This window comes from Neisseria sp. P0021.S006 (assembly GCF_051956895.1).
The window spans coordinates 17680-37344 of record NZ_JBQCWZ010000016.1 but is presented as its reverse complement, the minus strand read 5'-3'; the positions used below and the strand labels follow the sequence as shown (position 1 = coordinate 37344).

Genomic DNA, 19665 nt, shown 5'->3' with positions numbered 1-19665 from the left:
CCTTTTTTATGTCTCAAACATTCATTACAACGCGCGGTCAAAATACAGAGCCACGCCGGATCGCTCGCTCATCGCCAGCAAATAATCCATCAATTTTTGCGGCCATTGAATACCGCGCACAACGGTCAGGTTGCGCAAAATAGGGAAAGTCAGGATATCTTCCAAACTGATTTCACCGCCCAAGCCCTCGCCTTCGCACACCAGCGCTTCCAGTTCTGCCAAGTCTTGATGCAGACGCTCCAGATATTGCGCCGTTTTGTTCAGATTAGTCTCGAAATTGCCGATACTTTTCTCTTTTTTGTCGATAAAGTATTTTTTCGCTTCATCAGTCTCAAATTCGGGCAGGCCGATTTTGACCATGCGCGGCTGTACCAATTTGTTATTGTATTCACCCACTTTGTCCAACCAAGCCTGTACTTCTGGACGAACTTCTTCTTTCAGACGGCCTTGATCGATGTAACGGACAATATCCAAACTCTCGCCCATAAACGAACCGTCTTCTTTTTGCAAAATCGGCACTTGTTTTGAACCAATCATGCCAATCGGCGTAGCTTCATCATCGTTTGCTAAGACGACCTCTTCCACCGCCACATCGCGCAAGCCGAAAATCATCCTTGCACGAACGCAAAACGGGCAATGGTCGTAAATATACAGTTTCATCAAAATACTCCTTAAAATTTCAAAACGGTTAACCATAACACCCAAGGCCGTCTGAAACAAGGCTTCCTGAAACATAGTGCCACCTTCGCATACAAATCTAGGGCTGCCGGCAATAAACTGTTACAATGGCAACGTTTTTATCAAAAAGAAAAAAACGCACGCCATGACCACTATTCGCCAAACGCCCCAAACATCGAGCGTAACGCTGGAAGGCCTCCTCGCATGGTTCGACAGCTATGTTGCCGCGCTGCCTGATCCCGATAAAAACCTGATTCAGACGGCCTTTGACCTGGCTAAAGAACATTATCCCGCCGATGCCCTAACGACTTACGGCGAGCCTTTAATGGAACATTTCCTCGGCTCGATGCAAATCGTCAGCGAACTCGACTTATTGCCCGATGCCGTGGCGGCTACGATTTTGTCCGACATCGGCAAATACGTTCCCACTTGGCAAGAATTGGTTGCCGAACGCTGCAACAGCACCGTTTGCGAGCTGGTCAAAGGCGTAGACGAAGTACAAAAACTGACCCAATTCGCCCGCGTGGATAGCCTTGCCACGCCGGAAGAACGCAGCCAACAAGCCGAAACCATGCGCAAAATGCTGTTGGCGATGGTTACCGACATCCGCGTCGTCCTGATCAAACTGGCGATGCGCACGCGCACCCTGCAATTCTTAAGCAACGTTCCCGACAATCCTGAAAAACGCGCCGTTGCCAAAGAAACCCTCGACATTTTTGCCCCGCTCGCCAACCGCTTGGGCGTGTGGCAACTCAAATGGCAGCTCGAAGACTTGGGCTTCCGTCATCAAGAGCCGGAAAAATACCGCGAAATCGCCCTACTTTTGGACGAAAAACGCACCGAGCGCCTCGAATACATCGAAAACTTCCTCAATATCCTGCGTACGGAACTGAAAAAATACAATATTCATTTTGAAGTTGCCGGAAGACCGAAGCACATCTACTCCATTTACAAAAAAATGGTGAAGAAAAAGCTCACTTTCGACGGCCTGTTCGACATCCGTGCCGTACGGATTTTGGTGGACACCATTCCCGAGTGTTACACCACCTTGGGCATTGTCCACAGCCTCTGGCAGCCGATTCCGGGCGAGTTCGACGACTATATCGCCAACCCAAAAGGCAACGGCTATAAAAGTTTGCACACTGTCATCGTCGGCCCGGAAGACAAAGGTGTGGAAGTCCAAATCCGCACCTTCGACATGCACCAATTCAACGAATTCGGTGTTGCCGCCCACTGGCGTTATAAAGAAGGTGGCAAGGGTGATTCCGCCTATGAACAGAAAATCGCTTGGTTGCGCCAACTCTTGGACTGGCGCGAAAACATGGCCGAAAGCGGCAAAGAAGACCTTGCCGCCGCTTTCAAAACCGAGCTGTTCAACGACACGATTTATGTTTTGACTCCGCACGGCAAAGTCCTCTCCCTGCCTACGGGCGCCACCCCCATCGACTTTGCCTATGCCCTGCACAGCAGCGTAGGCGACCGTTGCCGCGGCGCAAAAGTCGAAGGACAAATCGTGCCGCTGTCAACGCCGTTGGAAAACGGACAACGCGTTGAAATCATTACCGCCAAAGAGGGAAATCCTTCCGTCAACTGGCTCTACGAAGGCTGGGTCAAATCCAACCGCGCCATCAGCAAAATCCGTGCCTATATCCGCCAGCAAAATGCAGATACCGTGCGCGAAGAAGGCCGCGCCCAATTGGACAAACAGTTGTCAAAAATCTTCCCAAAACCCAATCTGCAAGCATTGGCGGAAAAACTCGGCTTCAAAAAAACCGACGAACTCTATACGGCCATCGGTCAGGGCGAAGTTTCCAACCGCGCCATCCACAAAGCCTGCGGCGCGCTGAATGAACCGCCTCCCGTGCCGATTGATGAAACCAATATCGTCAAGCAGTCCAAAATCAAAAAAGGCGGCAAAAATGGCATTTTGATTGACGGCGAAGACGGCCTGATGACCACGCTTGCCAAATGCTGCAAACCAGCACCTCCTGACGACATTATCGGTTTCGTTACACGCGACCGCGGTATTTCCGTCCATCGCTGCACCTGCCCTTCTTTCCGCCACCTCGCCGAGCAGGCTCCGGAAAAAGTGTTGAATGCAAGCTGGGCAGCCTTGCAAGAAGGACAAGTATTTGCCGTCGATGTCGAAATCCGCGCTCAAGACCGCTCCGGTTTGCTGCGCGACGTTTCGGATGCGCTGGCGCGTCATAAACTCAACGTTACCGCGGTGCAAACCCAATCGCGCGATTTGGAAGCCAGTATGCGCTTTACCCTTGAAGTCCGCCAAGTCAACGACCTGCCGCGCGTATTAGCCAGCTTGGGCGACATCAAAGGCGTTTTAAGCGTAACGCGCTTATAATTCCCATTCCCCCATCTAAAGGCCGTCTGAAAGTATTGCTTTCAGACGGCCTTTCACACATCGGCTGCCAATATATAACCTACGCTTCTATCCTTACAATCAGCCGTTATTTCCTGTTTGCCATATTCTCAGGCAAACTCGCCATCCGCATGATAAAGAAAGATATTTTTATTCTTATATTAACCTTAAGGAAACTTCATGGACACACGAGACCTGTTCCCTCATGAAATTTTGCAGGACGCCATCGGCAAAAGTTGCGCCAAATCTGAATTCAGCATCAAGATGTTGGTGATTTTGAGTTTCTTGGGCGGCGGTTATGTCGGCTTCGGTTATCTTGCCTGCCTGCGCGTCATCAGCGGCATTCCTGCCGAATGGAACGGTCTGGCCGCCCTGTTGGGCGCATCCGTGTTCCCTATCGCACTGATTTGTATCTTAATCGGCGGCGGCGAGTTGGCAACAGGCAATATGATGATTATGGCTTTGGGCAGATTAACCGGCCGTGTCAGCACCTACAAACTGGTACGCAACTGGCTCATTGTCAGCTTGGGCAATCTGGCAGGCGCCGTTGCCATGGCCTATTTCCTCGGCCACTACGTTGGCCTTGCCGAAGGACCGGCCGCAGCGAAAACCATTGCCATTGCCGAAGCTAAAGTCAATATGGACTTCGGCCGCGCATTCGTTTCTGCCATCGCATGTAACTGGATGGTGTGTATGGGCATCTGGTTTTACTTCGGCGCACGCCATACTTCAGGACGAATCTTAGCCATGTGGTTCCCTGTTATGATCTTCGTATTAATCGGCTTTCAACACTTTGTTGCCAATATGTTCATCATTCCGGCCGGCATTTGGGCGGGCGCAAACGTCAGCTGGGGTCAATTTTTCTACAATATGATTCCCGTTTTCTTAGGCAACGTCCTGGGCGGGTCATCCTTTGTCGCAGCCTCTTATCTCTTTGCTTACAAACACTTACTAAAAGACGATTTTTCTATTTAATGTAGTCTTTTTTTCTAAAAATCCCGTATTTGCCCGACACAGATACGGGGTTTCTGCACAAGGCCGTCTGAAAGTCCAAGTCGTTTAATTACTTTTTCTCTTTAATCCCCAAAAAACATCAGGAAAGATAGTTTCACACACTTTCCTTCGTCATCATCGGTAAAAATTTATATATTTTTATGTTTTTAAATGACTTAGCCAAAAGGCGGCATCAATTTCGAATAAAGGCTGAGTTCTTCGCTTTGCAAAAGCGACTTTTTACGGTATGCTGGTTTAAATTATTTACAATTTAATGCATTAAAATTTCGTATTTTATTGTATTTGAAAATAATTTATCCTGTCTCTCTCGCAAAAAACAGGATTTTTAAGCTGTATTTTTATTAGAAAAAAGTTTGGGTATGAATTGCTTGCAATTTCAAACCCGTTTTAAAAGTTAGATGAGGAATAAGTACATGAATCCCATGTATATCACTTTCGCGATCTATTTGGTCGCCGTATTACTGATCGGCCTCGCCGCCTATTTTTCAACACGAAACTTCGACGACTACATTCTCGGCGGCCGCAGCTTAGGTCCGTTCGTGACCGCGATGTCTGCCGGTGCTTCCGATATGTCAGGTTGGCTTTTGATGGGTTTGCCAGGTGCCATTTACCTGAGCGGTTTGAATGAAGCTTGGATTGCCATTGGTCTGATTGTGGGTGCATACCTCAACTGGCTCTTGGTTGCAGGCCGTTTGCGCGTGCATACCGAATACGCCAACAACGCACTGACGCTTCCTGATTACTTCTTCCACCGCTTCGGTGCCGGCGGTCACTTGATGAAAGTGGTTTCCGCACTGATTATCTTGTTCTTCTTCACTATTTACTGTGCTTCAGGCATCGTAGCCGGTGCTACCCTGTTCCAAAGCCTGTTCCACGGTATGTCTTACACTCAAGCCATGTGGCTGGGTGCCGGCGCGACCATCGCCTACACTTTCTTGGGCGGTTTCTTGGCAGTAAGCTGGACCGATACCCTGCAAGCTTCTTTGATGATTTTTGCATTGGTACTGACTCCTGTCATGGTGTACTTGGGTTTGGGCGGTGCTGATCAAATGAACGCTGCCATCCAACAAGTTGCCGCTTCTACCGGTAAAGAATACGGCAGCCTGTTTGCCGGTACTACTTTCATCGGCATTATCTCTACCGCCGCTTGGGGCTTGGGCTATTTCGGCCAACCACACATTTTGGCCCGTTTCATGGCTGCTGAAAGCGCTAAATCTCTGGTTTCTGCACGCCGTATCGGTATGACCTGGATGGTTCTGTGTATGGCCGGTGCCGTGGCTGTCGGCTACTTCGGTATCGCTTACTTCGGCGCCAACCCTGCCCACGTTGATGAAATGAACGGCAACCACGAACGTATCTTCATCGCTTTGGCTACCCTGCTCTTCAACCCTTGGATTGCCGGTATCATCTTGAGCGCGATTCTCGCCGCCGTAATGTCTACCCTGTCTTGCCAATTGTTGGTTTGCTCCAGCGCGATTACCGAAGACTTCTATAAAGGCTTCCTGCGTAAAAAAGCACAACAAGCTGAATTGGTATGGATTGGCCGTCTGATGGTATTGGCGATTGCCGTGATTTCCATCCTGATTGCTTCTGATCCTGAAAGCAAAGTATTAGGCTTGGTAGCTTACGCATGGGCTGGCTTTGGTGCCGCATTCGGCCCGGTCGTTATCCTGTCTGTACTGTGGAAACGCATTACTGCCTACGGCGCACTCTCCGGCATGATTGCAGGTGCACTGACTGTAGTAGTTTGGGCTGAGTGGATCAAAAAACCTGCTTTGGCCGCACAAGAAACAGGTTTCGCTACTGTCTATGAAATCGTCCCCGGCTTTATCATTTGCACACTCGTGATTGTTTTGGTGTCCCTGATCGACAAAAAACCTTCACGCGAATTGCAAGAACGTTTCGAAAAAGCAGACGCAGAATACCGCGCCTCTAAATAAGACGTTTTCAGACGGCCTGCATGATTCCGTGCAGGCCGTCTTTACGACATAAACTGTTTCAAAATAATCTGAGCCTTATCAGAAAAAACAGCAATTTATGCGGATGCATCTTGTATCCGCATCATAATTTTATTACGATATTACTATCCTTCAGAATGCTTGTTTTAGCAGTCTTAATTCAGGCCGTCTGAAACCATGAAAAAACCTTTGGAGAACATAAATAATGTTTAACTTCGCTTTTCCAACACAAACTCCTCTGCGTCAAGCTGTAACTGATGCCTACCGCCGCGATGAAATCGAGGCCGTTCAGGATATGTTGCAACGTGCACAGATGACCGACGAAGAACGCAATGCCGCCTCCGAGCTTGCCCGTCGTTTGGTTACTCAAGTCCGCTCCAGCCGCACCAAAGCAAGCGGCGTAGATGCCTTGATGCACGAGTTCTCTCTCTCCAGTGAAGAAGGTGTTGCACTGATGTGTCTGGCCGAAGCCCTGCTGCGTATTCCGGATAATGCAACCCGTGACCGCCTGATTGCCGACAAAATCTCTGAAGGCAACTGGAAAAGCCACTTGAACAATAGCCCTTCCCTCTTCGTTAACGCGGCTGCATGGGGTCTGCTGATTACCGGCAAACTGACCGCGACAAACGACAAACAGATGAGTTCCGCATTAAGCCGTCTGATCAGCAAAGGTGGCGCACCTCTGATCCGTCAAGGTGTGAACTACGCCATGCGCCTGTTGGGCAAACAGTTCGTAACCGGCCAAACCATTGAAGAAGCGCTGCAAAACGGTAAAGAGCGCGAGAAAATGGGTTACCGCTTCTCTTTTGATATGTTGGGTGAAGCCGCATACACCGAAGAAGATGCCAACCGCTACTACAACGACTACGTTCAAGCCATTCACGCCATCGGTAAAGATGCCGCAGGCCAAGGCGTTTACGAAGGCAACGGTATCTCCGTTAAACTTTCCGCCATCCACCCACGCTATTCACGCGCCCAACACGAACGCGTTATGAGCGAATTGTTGCCACGCCTGAAAGAATTGTTCCTTTTGGGTAAAAAATACGATATCGGTATCAACATCGATGCCGAAGAAGCCAACCGTCTCGAATTGTCTTTGGACTTGATGGAAGCTTTGGTTTCCGATCCTGACTTGGCCGGCTACAAAGGTATCGGTTTCGTTGTTCAAGCCTACCAAAAACGTTGCCCGTTCGTTATCGACTATCTGATCGACCTGGCACGCCGCAACAACCAAAAACTGATGATCCGTTTGGTTAAAGGTGCATACTGGGACAGCGAAGTGAAATGGGCTCAAGTAGACGGCATGGAAGGCTATCCGACTTACACCCGTAAAGTCCATACCGACATCTCCTATCTCGCCTGCGCACGCAAACTCTTGGATGCGCAAGATGCCGTGTTCCCACAATTTGCCACCCACAACGCCTACACTTTGGGCGCAATCTACCAAATGGGTAAAGGCAAAGACTTTGAACACCAATGTCTGCACGGCATGGGCGAAACCCTGTACGACCAAGTGGTCGGCCCGCAAAACTTAGGCCGTCGCGTACGCGTGTATGCCCCGGTCGGCACACACGAAACCCTGCTTGCCTACTTGGTACGCCGTCTGTTGGAAAACGGGGCGAACTCTTCTTTCGTGAACCAAATCGTTGACGAAAACATCAGCATCGACCGCCTGATTAAGAGCCCGTTCGACACCATCGCCGAACAAGGCATCCACCTGCATCCGGCATTGCCTCTGCCGCGCGATTTGTATGGCAAAGGCCGTCTGAACTCCCAAGGCGTCGATTTCAGCAACGAAAACGTATTGCAAAACCTGCAAGAAAAACTCAACCAAGCTTCTTCCGAAGACTTCCACGCCGCGTCTATCGTTAATGGCGAAGCGCGTAACGTGGGCGAAGCGCAACCCGTCCGCAACCCTGCAGACCACAACGATGTTGTCGGCACTGTCAGCTTTGCCGATGCGGCATTGGCTCAAGAAGCTATTGGTGCAGCCGTTGCCGCCCTGCCTGAGTGGAGCGCCAAACCTGCTTCAGAACGCGCCAACTGCCTGCGCCGTTTTGCCGATTTGTTGGAACAACACACGCCTGCATTGATGATGCTGGCCGTCCGCGAAGCCGGTAAAACCCTGAACAACGCCGTTGCCGAAGTACGCGAAGCCGTTGACTTCTGCCGCTACTATGCCAACGAAGCTGAGAACACCCTGCCTAAAGATGCCAAAGCCGTCGGCGCAATCGTTGCCATCAGTCCATGGAACTTCCCATTGGCCATCTTTACCGGCGAAGTGGTTTCTGCATTGGCAGCCGGTAACACCGTTATTGCCAAACCTGCCGAACAAACCAGCCTGATTGCTACTTACGCCGTTTCCCTGATGCATCAAGCCGGTATTCCGACTTCTGCACTGCAACTCGTACTCGGCGCAGGCGATGTCGGCTCTGCCCTGACCGGCGATGCCCGCATCGGCGGCGTGATCTTTACCGGTTCTACCGAAGTAGCGCGCCTGATCAACAAAGCCCTGTCCAAACGCGACGACAGCCCTGTCCTGATTGCCGAGACCGGCGGTCAAAACGCGATGATCGTGGACTCTACCGCCCTGCCGGAACAAGTCTGCCTCGACGTATTGAATTCTGCCTTCGACAGCGCGGGCCAACGTTGTTCCGCCCTGCGTATCTTGTGTGTTCAAGAAGATGTTGCCGATAAAATGGTCAACATCATCAAAGGTGCAATGGACGAATTGGTTGTCGGCAAACCGACCCAACTGACCACAGACATTGGCCCTGTCATCGATGCTGAAGCCCAACAAAACCTGTTGGCCCACATCAACAAAATGAAAGGCGTAGCAAAGGCTTACCACGAAATCAAAACTGCCGCCGACGTTGATGACAACAACTCTACCTTCGTTCGTCCAATCCTGTTTGAATTGAATAACCTGAACGAGTTGCAACGCGAAGTGTTCGGTCCTGTACTGCACGTTGTCCGCTACCGCGCCAGCGAATTGGATCAACTCATTGACCAAATCAACGCCAAAGGCTATGCTCTGACCAGCGGTGTACACAGCCGTATCGAAGGCACTGTTGACCATATCCGCGACCGCATCGAAGCTGGTAACATCTACGTTAACCGCAACATCGTTGGTGCTGTTGTCGGCGTACAACCTTTCGGCGGTCACGGCTTGTCCGGTACCGGTCCAAAAGCAGGCGGTTCATTCTATCTGCAACGCCTGGTTCGTACTCCTGAATGGGTTGCCCCAACCCTCAGCCGAATCGGCCAAGCAGACGAAGACGCGCTCAAACGTTTGGAAACCCTGGTTCACAAACTGCCGTTTAACGCAGAAGAGAAAAAAGCCGCAGCCGCAGCTTTGGGTCACGCACGCGTCCGTACCCTGCGCAAAGCCGAAACCGTATTGGTCGGCCCGACCGGCGAACGCAACTCATTGAGCTGGCGCTCTCCAGAACGTGTTTGGGTACATGGCGGCAATCTGCTGCAAGCCTTCTCTGCCCTGACCGAGCTGGCAGCCGCAGGCATCCAAACCGTTGTTGAGCCAAACAGCCCACTGGCTTCCTACTCAGCCGATTTGGACGGTTTGTTGCAAGTCAACAGCAAACCCGAAAACGCAGGCATCAGCCATGTTGCCGCTATCGAGCCTTTGAGCAGCGAGCGCAAACAAGAGTTGGCCGGCCGCGACGGTGCGCTCATCCGCATCCTGCCTTCTGAACAAGGTCTGGATATCCTGCAAGTATTTGAAGAAATCTCTTGCAGTATCAATACTACCGCTGCCGGTGGTAACGCCAGCCTGATGGCAGTTGCCGACTAATCGTAGCCAAATCAAAGGCCGTCTGAAATTCAGACGGCCTTTTTTATGTTTTTTTATTTACATTTTTGCCGGATATTCGCACAAATCGTTAATCAAACATTTGCTGCATTGCGGTTTCAAAGCCTTACACGTATAGCGGCCATGCAAAATCAACCAGTGATGGGCATCCATCAAAAATTCTTTGGGAATAAAGCGCATCAGCTTGTCTTCAACTTCACGCACATCCTTGCCCGGCGCGATTTTGGTGCGGTTGGCCACACGGAAAATATGGGTATCGACCGCCATAACAGGTTGCCCGAATGCAGTATTCAACACCACATTGGCTGTTTTACGGCCAACACCGGGCAAAGATTCCAAAGCCTCTCGGTCGGCAGGTACTTCACCGTTATATTTCTCCAGCAAAATACGGCAAGTCTGCATGATGTGTTTGGACTTGGTTTTGTAGAGGCCTATGGTTTTGGTGTATTCCATCACGCCGTCCAGCCCCAAATCCAACATAGCTTGCGGCGTATTGGCAACGGGAAAGAGTTTGGCAGTCGCTTTGTTCACGCCGACATCAGTTGCTTGTGCAGACAATAAAACGGCGATAAGCAGCTCAAATGGCGAGCTGAAATTCAACTCGGTAGTCGGATGAGGATTGGCAGCGCGGAAACGCTCGAAAATTTCTTGGCGGATTTGTTTGTTCATTGTTTGGATTATTTTTTTATTGGCGCAGCAATTATAGTGAAATCATGTTGATACGGCTACTTTAAGTAAACAAGGCCGTCTGAAGTTGTTTTCAGACGGCCTTGTTTTATAAAAGCATTGCTATTTTAAATGCTGTTTACTTCTTACTCAAAGTCAGTCCTGTCCAGCCAAACACCAGCGTCAGAGCCAAGCTCAAGTAGCAGAAGAAGGCGTAAGGCAGATATTCCCAAACGGGCACACCCAAGGCATGGCTGATAAATACGCCGCAGACGCTCCAAGGCACCAACGGGTTGATGACAGTACCCGCATCTTCAAGCGTACGGGCAAGGTTGCGCGAATGCAGACCAAGCTTGTCATAAACCGGCTTAAAGGTTTCGCCGGAAAGCAGAATACTCAAATATTGCTCGCCAATCAGGAAGTTAACACCAACCGATGTCATGGCCACGCTGAAAGTAGCGCGTCCGGCATTGGTCAGGAACGCACGAATGGCCTCCAACAAAGACGGAATCACACCGATGCTAAACAACAGGCCGCCCAAGCTCATGCCGAGTATCACAATAGTTTGCGTAAAGAACATGCTTTCCAAGCCGCCGCGAGAAATCAAACGGGCAATGTCTTTAAATGCTTCGCCTTCGAGTTTGTATCCGCCGTAAAACCACGCGCCCAGCTGTTTCAAATCAGGCGTACTATGGAAGTAAGTCACAATCAGCGCCACCACAACGGTAAACAACATGGCCACAATGGCATTGACGCGCATCAGGGCGAGGACAACCAGCAAGGCAAACGGAATCAGCGAATAGGCATGCACCAAACCGGTTGCTTCCAATTGCGCGCGGAAAGCTTCGACGCTGTTCATATCATGCGCGGCAACATTAGGCAAGAGCCACAACATCAATGCTGCACTGATCAACCACGCAGGCACAGTGGTGTACATCATGTTTTTGATGTGTTCGAACAAATCAATGCCGACAATCGAAGCGGAAATACCGGTCGTATCGGAAAGCGGCGACATTTTATCGCCAAAGAACGCACCCGACACAATCGCACCTGCCGTCATCGCCATATCGGCATGAAACGCAGCCGCCATACCCATAAATGCCACGCCGACAGTTGCACAAGTCGTCAAACTACTGCCGATGGAAATACCGATGACCGAGCAAAGCGCAAACGCCGAGAAATAAAAATAAGTCGGCGAAATCAATCCGAAACCGTAATACATCAGCGTCGGAATCGCACCACTCATCATCAGCGCGCTGACCATCAGGCCGATAAAGAAAAACAGATAAATCGCGCCCATGCCCTGCCCGACCGCGCCGATCATACCGTTTTGCATGTCTTGATATTTCAAGCCACGCATCAAACCGTACAAAAGCAAGACCACGATCGCCGTCACAATCGACATATGCGGCAGCCATTCAAGCGAAATAATCGTATAACCCATTGCTGCCACCAAAGCTAAGGCCACCGCAATGGCCTCAAAGCGCGGCATATTAAGTAAGGATTTGAAAGCAAACATTGTTCTTTGCCTTTTAAATAAGTACTTAACAGATTTTAGCATAACAGGCCGTCTGAAACCCGATTCTCAGACGGCCTGCCTGTTATTTTATAAAAACAGCTCCAGTAAAACTGCGACACTTTCTTTAAAATATATTAAATTATTAACATTAAATACTTTTAAATTAGAATAAATGAAATTTTATTGCTTTTTAAAACGTCCATCATGCAAAAATGCCACCACTTGCTCGACCGTTTTACGGTTAAACAACATACCGCTATGGCTGACAGGCAAAACGACATGATCACGCATATTCGGACAATGCGTTTCGCTGACCAAAACCGTACCATCATGTTCACCATGCAAACCTAAAACACGGCCCAGCCCATACGGTTTATTGCCGGCGATACTGCCCAACTCAACGCATTCTGGCAATTCAGGCATACTGCCGTCCAAAGCGCCTTTATACGAGCCGCCCAATACCGGCTTTTGCAAACCCAAATTGAGCACACGTTGCGCAGCCCGGCTGCCTTGGTGCGGCGTACCCATAGTAACGATACGGCCGCTGACTTTATTCGGATATGCAGCCGCAAAATTGCGTAAGACCAACCCGCCCAAACTATGGCCGACAAAGTGCAGTGTTTCATCAGCATGGTTCTCATCAATCCATCGCGCCAAATCTTCAACATGTCGGTTCATCGAATGCAAAACACTGTAATAATCGAACAGCGCAACTTCAAAACCTTCTTGTTCCAGCAAATACGCCAGCGGTTTCATTACCCATGAATGCATGTGCAAGCCATGCAGCAAAATGATTTTGGCCATTTTTTCCTCCTGTCATTTAAATCATTATGCCACAAAGTAAAAAGGCCGTCTGAAATCCCATAAGGTTTCAGACGGCCTTTTATCATGATGGATTATTCGTCAGCTTTATAGCCTTTTATAGCAAAGAAGACGATGTATACATAACAAATCGCCGATACAACGAAAGAAATCATCAGGCCGTAAGTATCTGCAGCCCAACCTTGTACCACAGGCACAACCGCACCGCCGACAATCGCAGTACACAATACGCCGGAAGCGCTGCTGGTAAATCGACCCAGACCTTTGGTTGCCAAAGAGAAAATGGTTGGGAACATGATGGAGTTGAAGAAGCCGATAGCCAACAATGCCCACATCGCAATATCCGCACTGGCTTTACCTGCCAACATAGCAACGCCCAACAAGGCAACAGCAGCAGTAGCGTTAAATGCCAAATAGCGGTTAGGCGCAATTTTCGCCATGATGGCAGAGCCTAAGAAACGGCCGACCATCGCGCCGCCCCAGTAGAACGACAAATATTTCGCGGCAGATGCGTGGTCCAAACCTTTCAGATAGCCCAACACGCTGACCAATAAAGAACCGATGGATACTTCCGCACCGACATAACAGAAAATACCGGCCGCACCAAAAACCAAATGACGGTATTGCCATACGCTGTGTTTGCCATCATGGTTGTGTTCGCTCTCTTCTTCAGCAATTTTGTTTGCGTCAGGCAGACGAATCATTTTGACGAATACAGCCAAAATAATCAGCAGACCGGCCAAACCTAAATATGGAATTTGAACAGAAGAAATTTGCTCGGCTTTGCTGACAGTTTGTGTCGCATCAGCCAAAATCAGGAATGCGCCGATTTGCGGAGCAATGGTCGTACCCAAAGAGTTAAATGCCTGAACCAAAGTCAGTGTTGCAGATTCTTTACCCGGTTTGGACAGCAAAGTCACATAAGGGTTACCCGCCACTTGCAACAGTGTTACACCTGAAGCCAAAATAAACAATGCACCCAAAAAAGTTGCATAAGAATGACTGCCAGCAGCAGGATAAAAGAGTAGACAGCCGATGGCAGTCAATACGAAGCCGCTAATCACGCCGTTTTTATAGCCGATTTTGCCGACCAAATAGCCCATCGGGATCGACATAATCGCATAAGCGGTAAAGAAACAGAATTGAATCAGCATCGCCTGAACATAAGTTAGGTCGAAAATATCTTTCAAATGCGGAATCAAAATATCATTCATGCAGGTAATGAAACCCATCATGAAAAAGAGTGTGGTTAGGACAACCAGCGCAGGAGTATGATTTTGTTGTGAATGCGCAGACATGATTTGCCTTTCGTTTTGTTAAGATTTGCTGGAAAAATGAGCTTAAATCAGTTCATTAAACTTAACACCCATTAACAGCCGCCCGTATCATACTGATAATCCGTCACTTTGAAAACTATTTTCTAACAGCCGACTACATTATCCTTCAGACGTTTAATTTTAAAAATTTCAATAATATTGGATTTATCTTTTATTAGATTAAAAAATAAAGGCATAATCCTCTTACTAAGCCTATTATTTCTTTTTTACAATATCACTTGATGTAACTCAAAACATGCCACCTCTTTACGCTTACCTTGCCCTGATTGCTTCTGCCTTCACTTCAGCCACACTACTTCCGGGTACATCCGAGGCGGCATACGCCGCATTTGTGTACCAATATCCGCAACATGCCCTCGGCGCATGTTTGTGTGCCGGTTTGGCGAATGGCTTGGGCAGTATGGTTTCGTATTACATGGGCAGAATGTTTCCGGCCAAGAAAAGGCCGTCTGAAAAAGTATTGGCGCGTATACAAAGATGGGGAATTTGGCCGCTATTATTTGCATGGTTGCCGATTATCGGCGATGCCCTCCCCCTTGCCACAGGCTGGCTCAGGCTTAATGCTTTGCATTGCGCCATCATTCTGATTGCAGGCAAACTGCTGCGCTATGCCATGATTTATTGGGGAATGAACATAGTTGCCGGATAAGTTTCCACAGTCAAAAATAAAGGCCGTCTGAATGATTCAGACGGCCTTTGCCTTTAATTCGACAATTACAAGACTTTCACAATACTTTCGCACAGGTAGTCGATATTGTCATCGGTAATGCCTGCAACATTAATGCGGCCGGAACGGACGGCATAAATGGCAAACTCGTTTTTCAAACGGTCAACTTGTTCGGGAGTCAAGCCGCTGAAAGAGAACATACCGTTTTGTTCGATAATGAAATCAAAGTCTTGGGTTGCACCTTTGGCCTTGAGCAACTCAACAAATTTTTGGCGCATGGCTTTGATGCGGCCGCGCATTTCATCAAGTTCGGCAATCCATTGTGCTTTCAAATCATCATTTTTCAACACCAGCGCAATGGTGTTCGCACCGTGTGAAGCTGGGTTGGAATACAAGGTACGGATGATGGTTTTGACTTGGCTGTGGGCGCGGGCTGCAGTTTCTTCATCTTCGGCCACCAAAGTGAACGCGCCGACGCGCTCGTTGTACATACCGAAGTTTTTGGAATAAGAACTGGCAATCAGCAATTCTGTATTGTGTTTCAAGAACACGCGCAAGCCGTAGGCATCTTCTTCCAAGCCATTGCCGAAGCCTTGGTAGGCAAAGTCAAACAGTGGCAACCAGCCTTTTTCGGCAGAAAGTTTTGCCAAAGTTTCCCATTGTTCGGGCGTAGGGTCGATGCCGGTAGGGTTGTGGCAGCAGCCGTGCAGCAGGACGATGTCGCCTTTTTGCGCTTGGCTCAAGTCTTCAATCATGCCATCCCAATCCAAACCGTGTTTGGCGGCATCATAGTAACGATACGGTTTGTCTTGGATACCGACCGCTTTGGCGATGGCGTTGTGGTTAGGCCAAGTCGGATTGGAAATCCAGATGGTTTGCGCGTTCAACTGGCGTTTGACAAATTCGGCCGCAATGCGCAATGCACCTGTACCGCCAAGGCTTTGCGCTGTTTTGGCGCGACGGCTGGCAATGATTTCGTGGTCTTTACCAAATAACAGGATTTGGGTTTGCTCGTTGTAATCGGCAACGCCGTCGATGGTCAGGTAATTTTTAGTTGTCTCGCTTTCCAACAGGCGTTTTTCAGCCTCTTTGACGGCTTTGACAATAGGCGTTGCGCCGGATGCGTCTTTGTACACGCCGATACCGAGATTGACTTTTTCGGGACGGGTTTCGGCTTTAAACGCTTCGCCCAAACCTAAAATCGGATCAGCAGGAGCTGCTTCGATATGCTTGAAGAACATGATTTTTCTCTTTACAAGTGTAAAACGGTTGAAAAAATACAAATTTGTGTAATTTTACGCCGTTTCAGGCCGTCTGAAAACGGATTATTACAGGGTTTTAACGCAAGATTGCCAACAAATCCAAAGGTGTGGCAATACGGAAATCGGCGAACCAGTTTTCGGTTTGGTCTTCGGCAGAAATATAACCCCAATCGGCAAGCACGGTTATCATTCCTGCATTTTTGCCTGCCTGCATATCGCGCTCGGCATCGCCGACATAAAAACATCGCTGCGCCTCAACGCCAATCTGTTCGCACGCATAAAACATAGGCTTCACGCTGGGCTTGGGTTCATCGCAGGTATCGCCGCTGACAATGACGGCGGGAGGCGCGGCAAACCCGAGCTTAGGCACGAGGACATCGGTAAAACGCATGGGCTTGTTGGTAATAATGCCCCATTGGATACCGCGTTGAACTAAGGCTTCCAACATTTCGTTTACGCCGTCGAACAAAATGGTTTGATCGGCATAACAGCGGCTGTATTCATCCAAAAACTCTTTACGCCATTGCATATAGTCCGGATGGTCGGGCGTAATGCCTGCACCAAGTTTGAGCAAACCGCTCGCACCGTGGCTGGCCTGCGGACGGATTTCATCCATGCTTTTTTCTGGCAAACCGTGTCGGCGCAATACCGTGTTGAGCGCACCACCCAAATCAAGTGCGGTATCGGCAAGCGTGCCGTCAAGGTCGAATAATACGGCTTGGGTCATAAGTATTCCTTTGATGATTTTAGAAGGCCGTCTGAACAATCCAACAAGTTTCAGACGGCCTGAATATGGTTAATGGTGATGGTGTTCGTGCATTTCCTGCGAACACAAAACTTCATCTTTATGCGGATGCTGTTCGCTTTCAATCTGAATCGTACAATGCCCGATGTTATGATGCGCCAATTCATGTTCGATGCGGTAGGCGATTTGTTCGGACTCTGCAACCGTCATGTTGCCATCTACGACAATATGGCAGGATAAAACGTGGATATTGCTGGTAATCGTCCAAACATGCAAGTCGTGAACGGATTTTACGCCCTCCATATTGCGGATAACGCTGAGCAACTCATCGGTATGGATGTTTTCCGGCGCGCCTTCCATCAAAATGTGCAAAGTCTGTTTAAACAGCTTCCAGCCGCTGCACCCTACCAAAGCCGCCACCAATACGCTGGCAACCGTATCCGCCCATTGCCAGCCATACGCCATCATCAGTACCGCTGCGACAATCGCCCCTATCGAGCCGAACAAATCGCTGATTACGTGCAGATACGCGCCGCGCATATTGACGTTTTCTTCGGTATCGCCATTCTTCAACATATAAACGGCGACGCCGATGTTGACCAGCAAACCGATGATACTGACCACCAACATGCCGCCCGTCAAAATTTCCGGCGGATAAAACAATCGTTTGACTGCTTCATAAAAAATCATCGCCGCAATCAACACCAGCGATAATCCGTTAAACATCGCCGTCAAAATTTCAAAACGCTTGTAACCGAATGTCTTTTGCAGCGTGGTCTGTTTCTCGCCAAGTTTGAATGCCGACAATGCTACGCCCAGCGAAAACGCATCGCTGAACATATGCCCCGCATCGGAAAGCAGGGCCAAAGAGTTGGTCAGCCAACCGCCGACCGCCTCAACCAGCATAAATCCGATAATAACGAAAAATGAAATGCGCAATACCTGCTTGTTGGCGGTATGCGTGTGCGCGTGCGAATGATCGTGATGATGTGCCATAATGATTTTACCGTTTCAGACGGCCTTTTTATCCTGTTTCAAACTTTTCTCAAAATCTTCCAACATATCCAACTCAAAACGGCTGAATCCCGCGCGTTCCCGTGCTTCGATATTGACGTAACCGCGGAAGATAAACATATCGTAACGCGCAATCAGGCTGCGGAACAAGGCAACCGGTTCCAAACCGCGCTCACGGCAAAGATGCTGATACCAATGATTGCCGATGGCGACATGCCCTACTTCATCGCGATAAATAATATCCAACACATCGCAGGTTTCCACATCGCCGCGCTGTGCCACTTTTGCACGAATACCCGGCGTGACATCCAAACCGCGCGCTTCCAACACCCGCGGTACCAAAGCCATGCGCAACAAAGGATCGTAAGCAGTTTTATATGCCATATCCCACAAATGCCCGTGCGCTTCAAAATCGCCGTAATCGTAGCCCAAGCTGTTCAGACGGCCACGCATCAAGCCGAAGTGAAACACTTCTTCTTTCGCCACCCTTACCCAATCGCGTACAAACTGAAACGGCATATTGCGAAAACGATACGCCGCATCCAAAGCCAGATTAATCGCATTAAATTCAATGTGCGCAATCGCATGCAACATGGCCGCATAGCCTTCGACCGTATTCATCTTGCGCGGCGTAACCTCCGAAGGCGCAACTAAACGCGGACGCAACGGATGTCCGGCAAAACGGCAATCCACGGGTTTCGACTCCTCAACCGTCAAACCTTCCGCCTCGCCCAACTGCGCAAACAAGGTCTGCGTCAACCTTCCCTTTTCATCCGGATTGTCCGACAGCAAAGCCTGTTCCAATAAAGGATAAGGATTCAGATACATACAAAACCATTGTTTTAAAAAGACAAATATTATAACCGTTTTAAAAAGCAAACAGAAAGACTATAATTTCAAGCTTTCCGTAAAATGACATTAAATACCACACCAAGCCCTTATGCGTTTCATTAAAAAAACGTCAAAACCAAATGCAGGCCATCTGAAGAAATGAAATTATTTCAGTCACTTGATTGGATTTTTCATATTTACACAAATTAAACCCTCCATTCAACCCCTTGTCTGTTACACCATAACGTCTATACTGAACCCATCTCTCCGAACAAGGAACCAAAACATGAAAACTACCCGACTGTTCACCCTGACCGCTGCCGCGCTGCTTTCTTCAGCTATCGGCTTTGCACAAGCCGACGCAGTGGACGCCCTGAAAAAATTCAATAATGACGCCGACGGTATCAGCGGCAACTTCAGCCAAACCGTTCACAGCAAAAAGAAAACCCAAACCACACACGGTACATTCAAAATCCTGCGCCCTGGCTTGTTCAAATGGGAGTACACCAAACCCTACAAACAAACCATCGTCGGCGACGGCAAAACCATTTGGCTCTATGACGTAGATTTGGCACAAGTAACCAAGTCCTCACAAGACCAAACCATCGGCGACAGCCCTGCCGCCATCCTCTCCAACAAAACGGCATTGGACAGCAGCTACACGCTGAAAGAAGACGGTTCTGCCAACGGTATCGACTACGTTTTGGCTACACCTAAGAAAAACAACGCCGGCTATCAATACATCCGCATCGGCTTCAAAGGCGACAACCTCGCCGCCATGCAGCTGAAAGACAGCTTCGGCAACCAAACCAGCATCAGCTTCAGCGGCTTGAACACCAAGCCTAACCTTTCCAGCGGTATGTTCAAATTTACCCCTCCTAAAGGCGTTGATGTCTTGAGCAACTAAGCTTCTAATGAAACACAAAGGCCGTCTGAACAACAGACG

15 protein-coding genes are annotated in these 19665 nt (G+C 49.0%); 6 read left to right on the top strand and 9 right to left on the bottom strand.

Annotated elements, in window-relative coordinates:
- Window positions 1-24 precede the first annotated feature (24 nt).
- Window positions 25-735, bottom strand: coding sequence for a GrxB family glutaredoxin (locus ACTHUM_RS05240; protein ID WP_070695306.1), 711 nt, complete (start codon window positions 733-735; stop codon window positions 25-27).
- Window positions 736-823: 88 nt separating this feature from the next.
- Here ACTHUM_RS05240 and ACTHUM_RS05235 point away from each other — a divergent pair, with 88 nt between their 5' ends.
- From ACTHUM_RS05235 to putA, 4 genes are all read left to right on the top strand, one after another.
- The gene (locus ACTHUM_RS05235) at window positions 824-3037 is read left to right on the top strand and encodes a RelA/SpoT family protein (RefSeq protein ID WP_070695305.1); all 2214 of its coding nucleotides are present in this window, start codon (window positions 824-826) and stop codon (window positions 3035-3037) included.
- A 198-nt stretch (window positions 3038-3235) separates the two neighbouring features.
- Window positions 3236-4030 carry a formate/nitrite transporter family protein gene (locus ACTHUM_RS05230; protein ID WP_004520655.1) on the top strand — a complete coding sequence of 265 codons (795 nt, stop codon included), beginning with the start codon at window positions 3236-3238 and terminating at the stop codon, window positions 4028-4030.
- A 452-nt stretch (window positions 4031-4482) separates the two neighbouring features.
- On the top strand, window positions 4483-6009 hold the full coding sequence (gene putP, locus ACTHUM_RS05225) for a sodium/proline symporter PutP (RefSeq protein ID WP_049336262.1): 1527 nt from the start codon (window positions 4483-4485) through the stop codon (window positions 6007-6009).
- Between the two features lie 223 nt (window positions 6010-6232).
- Window positions 6233-9838 carry a bifunctional proline dehydrogenase/L-glutamate gamma-semialdehyde dehydrogenase PutA gene (putA, locus tag ACTHUM_RS05220; RefSeq protein WP_049344640.1) on the top strand — a complete coding sequence of 1202 codons (3606 nt, stop codon included), beginning with the start codon at window positions 6233-6235 and terminating at the stop codon, window positions 9836-9838.
- Window positions 9839-9895: 57 nt separating this feature from the next.
- On the opposite strand, the gene nth is transcribed toward putA, so the two are convergent.
- The 4 genes from nth to ACTHUM_RS05200 form a co-directional block, all read right to left on the bottom strand.
- Window positions 9896-10525: an endonuclease III gene (gene nth / locus ACTHUM_RS05215; RefSeq protein ID WP_049323145.1), complete on the bottom strand. Its 630-nt coding sequence runs from the start codon at window positions 10523-10525 to the stop codon at window positions 9896-9898.
- Window positions 10526-10661: 136 nt separating this feature from the next.
- Window positions 10662-12041, bottom strand: coding sequence for a Na+/H+ antiporter NhaC (gene nhaC / locus ACTHUM_RS05210; protein WP_039862424.1), 1380 nt, complete (start codon window positions 12039-12041; stop codon window positions 10662-10664).
- Window positions 12042-12221: 180 nt separating this feature from the next.
- A complete protein-coding gene (locus ACTHUM_RS05205; protein WP_004520649.1) occupies window positions 12222-12845 on the bottom strand; it encodes an alpha/beta fold hydrolase in 624 nt (207 codons plus the stop codon).
- 92 nt (window positions 12846-12937) lie between these two features.
- The gene (locus tag ACTHUM_RS05200; protein ID WP_004520648.1) at window positions 12938-14161 is read right to left on the bottom strand and encodes a sugar MFS transporter; all 1224 of its coding nucleotides are present in this window, start codon (window positions 14159-14161) and stop codon (window positions 12938-12940) included.
- A gap of 274 nt (window positions 14162-14435) precedes the next feature.
- On the opposite strand from ACTHUM_RS05200, the gene ACTHUM_RS05195 reads away from it, so the two are divergent.
- Window positions 14436-14849 (top strand): YqaA family protein, encoded by a 414-nt coding sequence (locus ACTHUM_RS05195; protein ID WP_004520647.1) that lies wholly within the window; start codon window positions 14436-14438, stop codon window positions 14847-14849.
- Between the two features lie 65 nt (window positions 14850-14914).
- Here ACTHUM_RS05195 and ACTHUM_RS05190 read toward each other — a convergent pair whose 3' ends face one another.
- From ACTHUM_RS05190 to ACTHUM_RS05175, 4 genes are all read right to left on the bottom strand, one after another.
- Window positions 14915-16108 (bottom strand): amino acid aminotransferase, encoded by a 1194-nt coding sequence (locus ACTHUM_RS05190; RefSeq protein ID WP_004520646.1) that lies wholly within the window; start codon window positions 16106-16108, stop codon window positions 14915-14917.
- Between the two features lie 97 nt (window positions 16109-16205).
- Window positions 16206-16856 carry an HAD family hydrolase gene (locus tag ACTHUM_RS05185; protein ID WP_004520645.1) on the bottom strand — a complete coding sequence of 217 codons (651 nt, stop codon included), beginning with the start codon at window positions 16854-16856 and terminating at the stop codon, window positions 16206-16208.
- Between the two features lie 69 nt (window positions 16857-16925).
- On the bottom strand, window positions 16926-17870 hold the full coding sequence (locus ACTHUM_RS05180) for a cation diffusion facilitator family transporter (protein WP_070695303.1): 945 nt from the start codon (window positions 17868-17870) through the stop codon (window positions 16926-16928).
- 15 nt (window positions 17871-17885) lie between these two features.
- On the bottom strand, window positions 17886-18716 hold the full coding sequence (locus tag ACTHUM_RS05175; protein ID WP_070624822.1) for a ferritin-like domain-containing protein: 831 nt from the start codon (window positions 18714-18716) through the stop codon (window positions 17886-17888).
- A gap of 289 nt (window positions 18717-19005) precedes the next feature.
- Here ACTHUM_RS05175 and lolA point away from each other — a divergent pair, with 289 nt between their 5' ends.
- Window positions 19006-19626: an outer membrane lipoprotein chaperone LolA gene (gene lolA / locus ACTHUM_RS05170; RefSeq protein ID WP_004520641.1), complete on the top strand. Its 621-nt coding sequence runs from the start codon at window positions 19006-19008 to the stop codon at window positions 19624-19626.
- The last annotated feature ends 39 nt before the right edge of the window (window positions 19627-19665 follow it).

Bases quoted from the DNA above. Each gene is read 5' to 3' on its own strand.
- putA (WP_049344640.1), top strand. From the start codon at position 6,233: ATGTTTAACTTCGCTTTTCCAACACAAACTCCTCTGCGTCAAGCTGTA.
- putP (WP_049336262.1), top strand. From the start codon at position 4,483: ATGAATCCCATGTATATCACTTTCGCGATCTATTTGGTCGCCGTATTA.
- ACTHUM_RS05230 (WP_004520655.1), top strand. From the start codon at position 3,236: ATGGACACACGAGACCTGTTCCCTCATGAAATTTTGCAGGACGCCATC.
- nhaC (WP_039862424.1), bottom strand. From the start codon at position 12,041: ATGTTTGCTTTCAAATCCTTACTTAATATGCCGCGCTTTGAGGCCATT.
- ACTHUM_RS05190 (WP_004520646.1), bottom strand. From the start codon at position 16,108: ATGTTCTTCAAGCATATCGAAGCAGCTCCTGCTGATCCGATTTTAGGT.
- ACTHUM_RS05240 (WP_070695306.1), bottom strand. From the start codon at position 735: ATGTTTCAGGAAGCCTTGTTTCAGACGGCCTTGGGTGTTATGGTTAAC.
- lolA (WP_004520641.1), top strand. From the start codon at position 19,006: ATGAAAACTACCCGACTGTTCACCCTGACCGCTGCCGCGCTGCTTTCT.
- ACTHUM_RS05200 (WP_004520648.1), bottom strand. From the start codon at position 14,161: ATGTCTGCGCATTCACAACAAAATCATACTCCTGCGCTGGTTGTCCTA.
- nth (WP_049323145.1), bottom strand. From the start codon at position 10,525: ATGAACAAACAAATCCGCCAAGAAATTTTCGAGCGTTTCCGCGCTGCC.
- ACTHUM_RS05175 (WP_070624822.1), bottom strand. From the start codon at position 18,716: ATGTATCTGAATCCTTATCCTTTATTGGAACAGGCTTTGCTGTCGGAC.
- ACTHUM_RS05180 (WP_070695303.1), bottom strand. From the start codon at position 17,870: ATGGCACATCATCACGATCATTCGCACGCGCACACGCATACCGCCAAC.
- ACTHUM_RS05205 (WP_004520649.1), bottom strand. From the start codon at position 12,845: ATGGCCAAAATCATTTTGCTGCATGGCTTGCACATGCATTCATGGGTA.
- ACTHUM_RS05235 (WP_070695305.1), top strand. From the start codon at position 824: ATGACCACTATTCGCCAAACGCCCCAAACATCGAGCGTAACGCTGGAA.
- ACTHUM_RS05195 (WP_004520647.1), top strand. From the start codon at position 14,436: ATGCCACCTCTTTACGCTTACCTTGCCCTGATTGCTTCTGCCTTCACT.
- ACTHUM_RS05185 (WP_004520645.1), bottom strand. From the start codon at position 16,856: ATGACCCAAGCCGTATTATTCGACCTTGACGGCACGCTTGCCGATACC.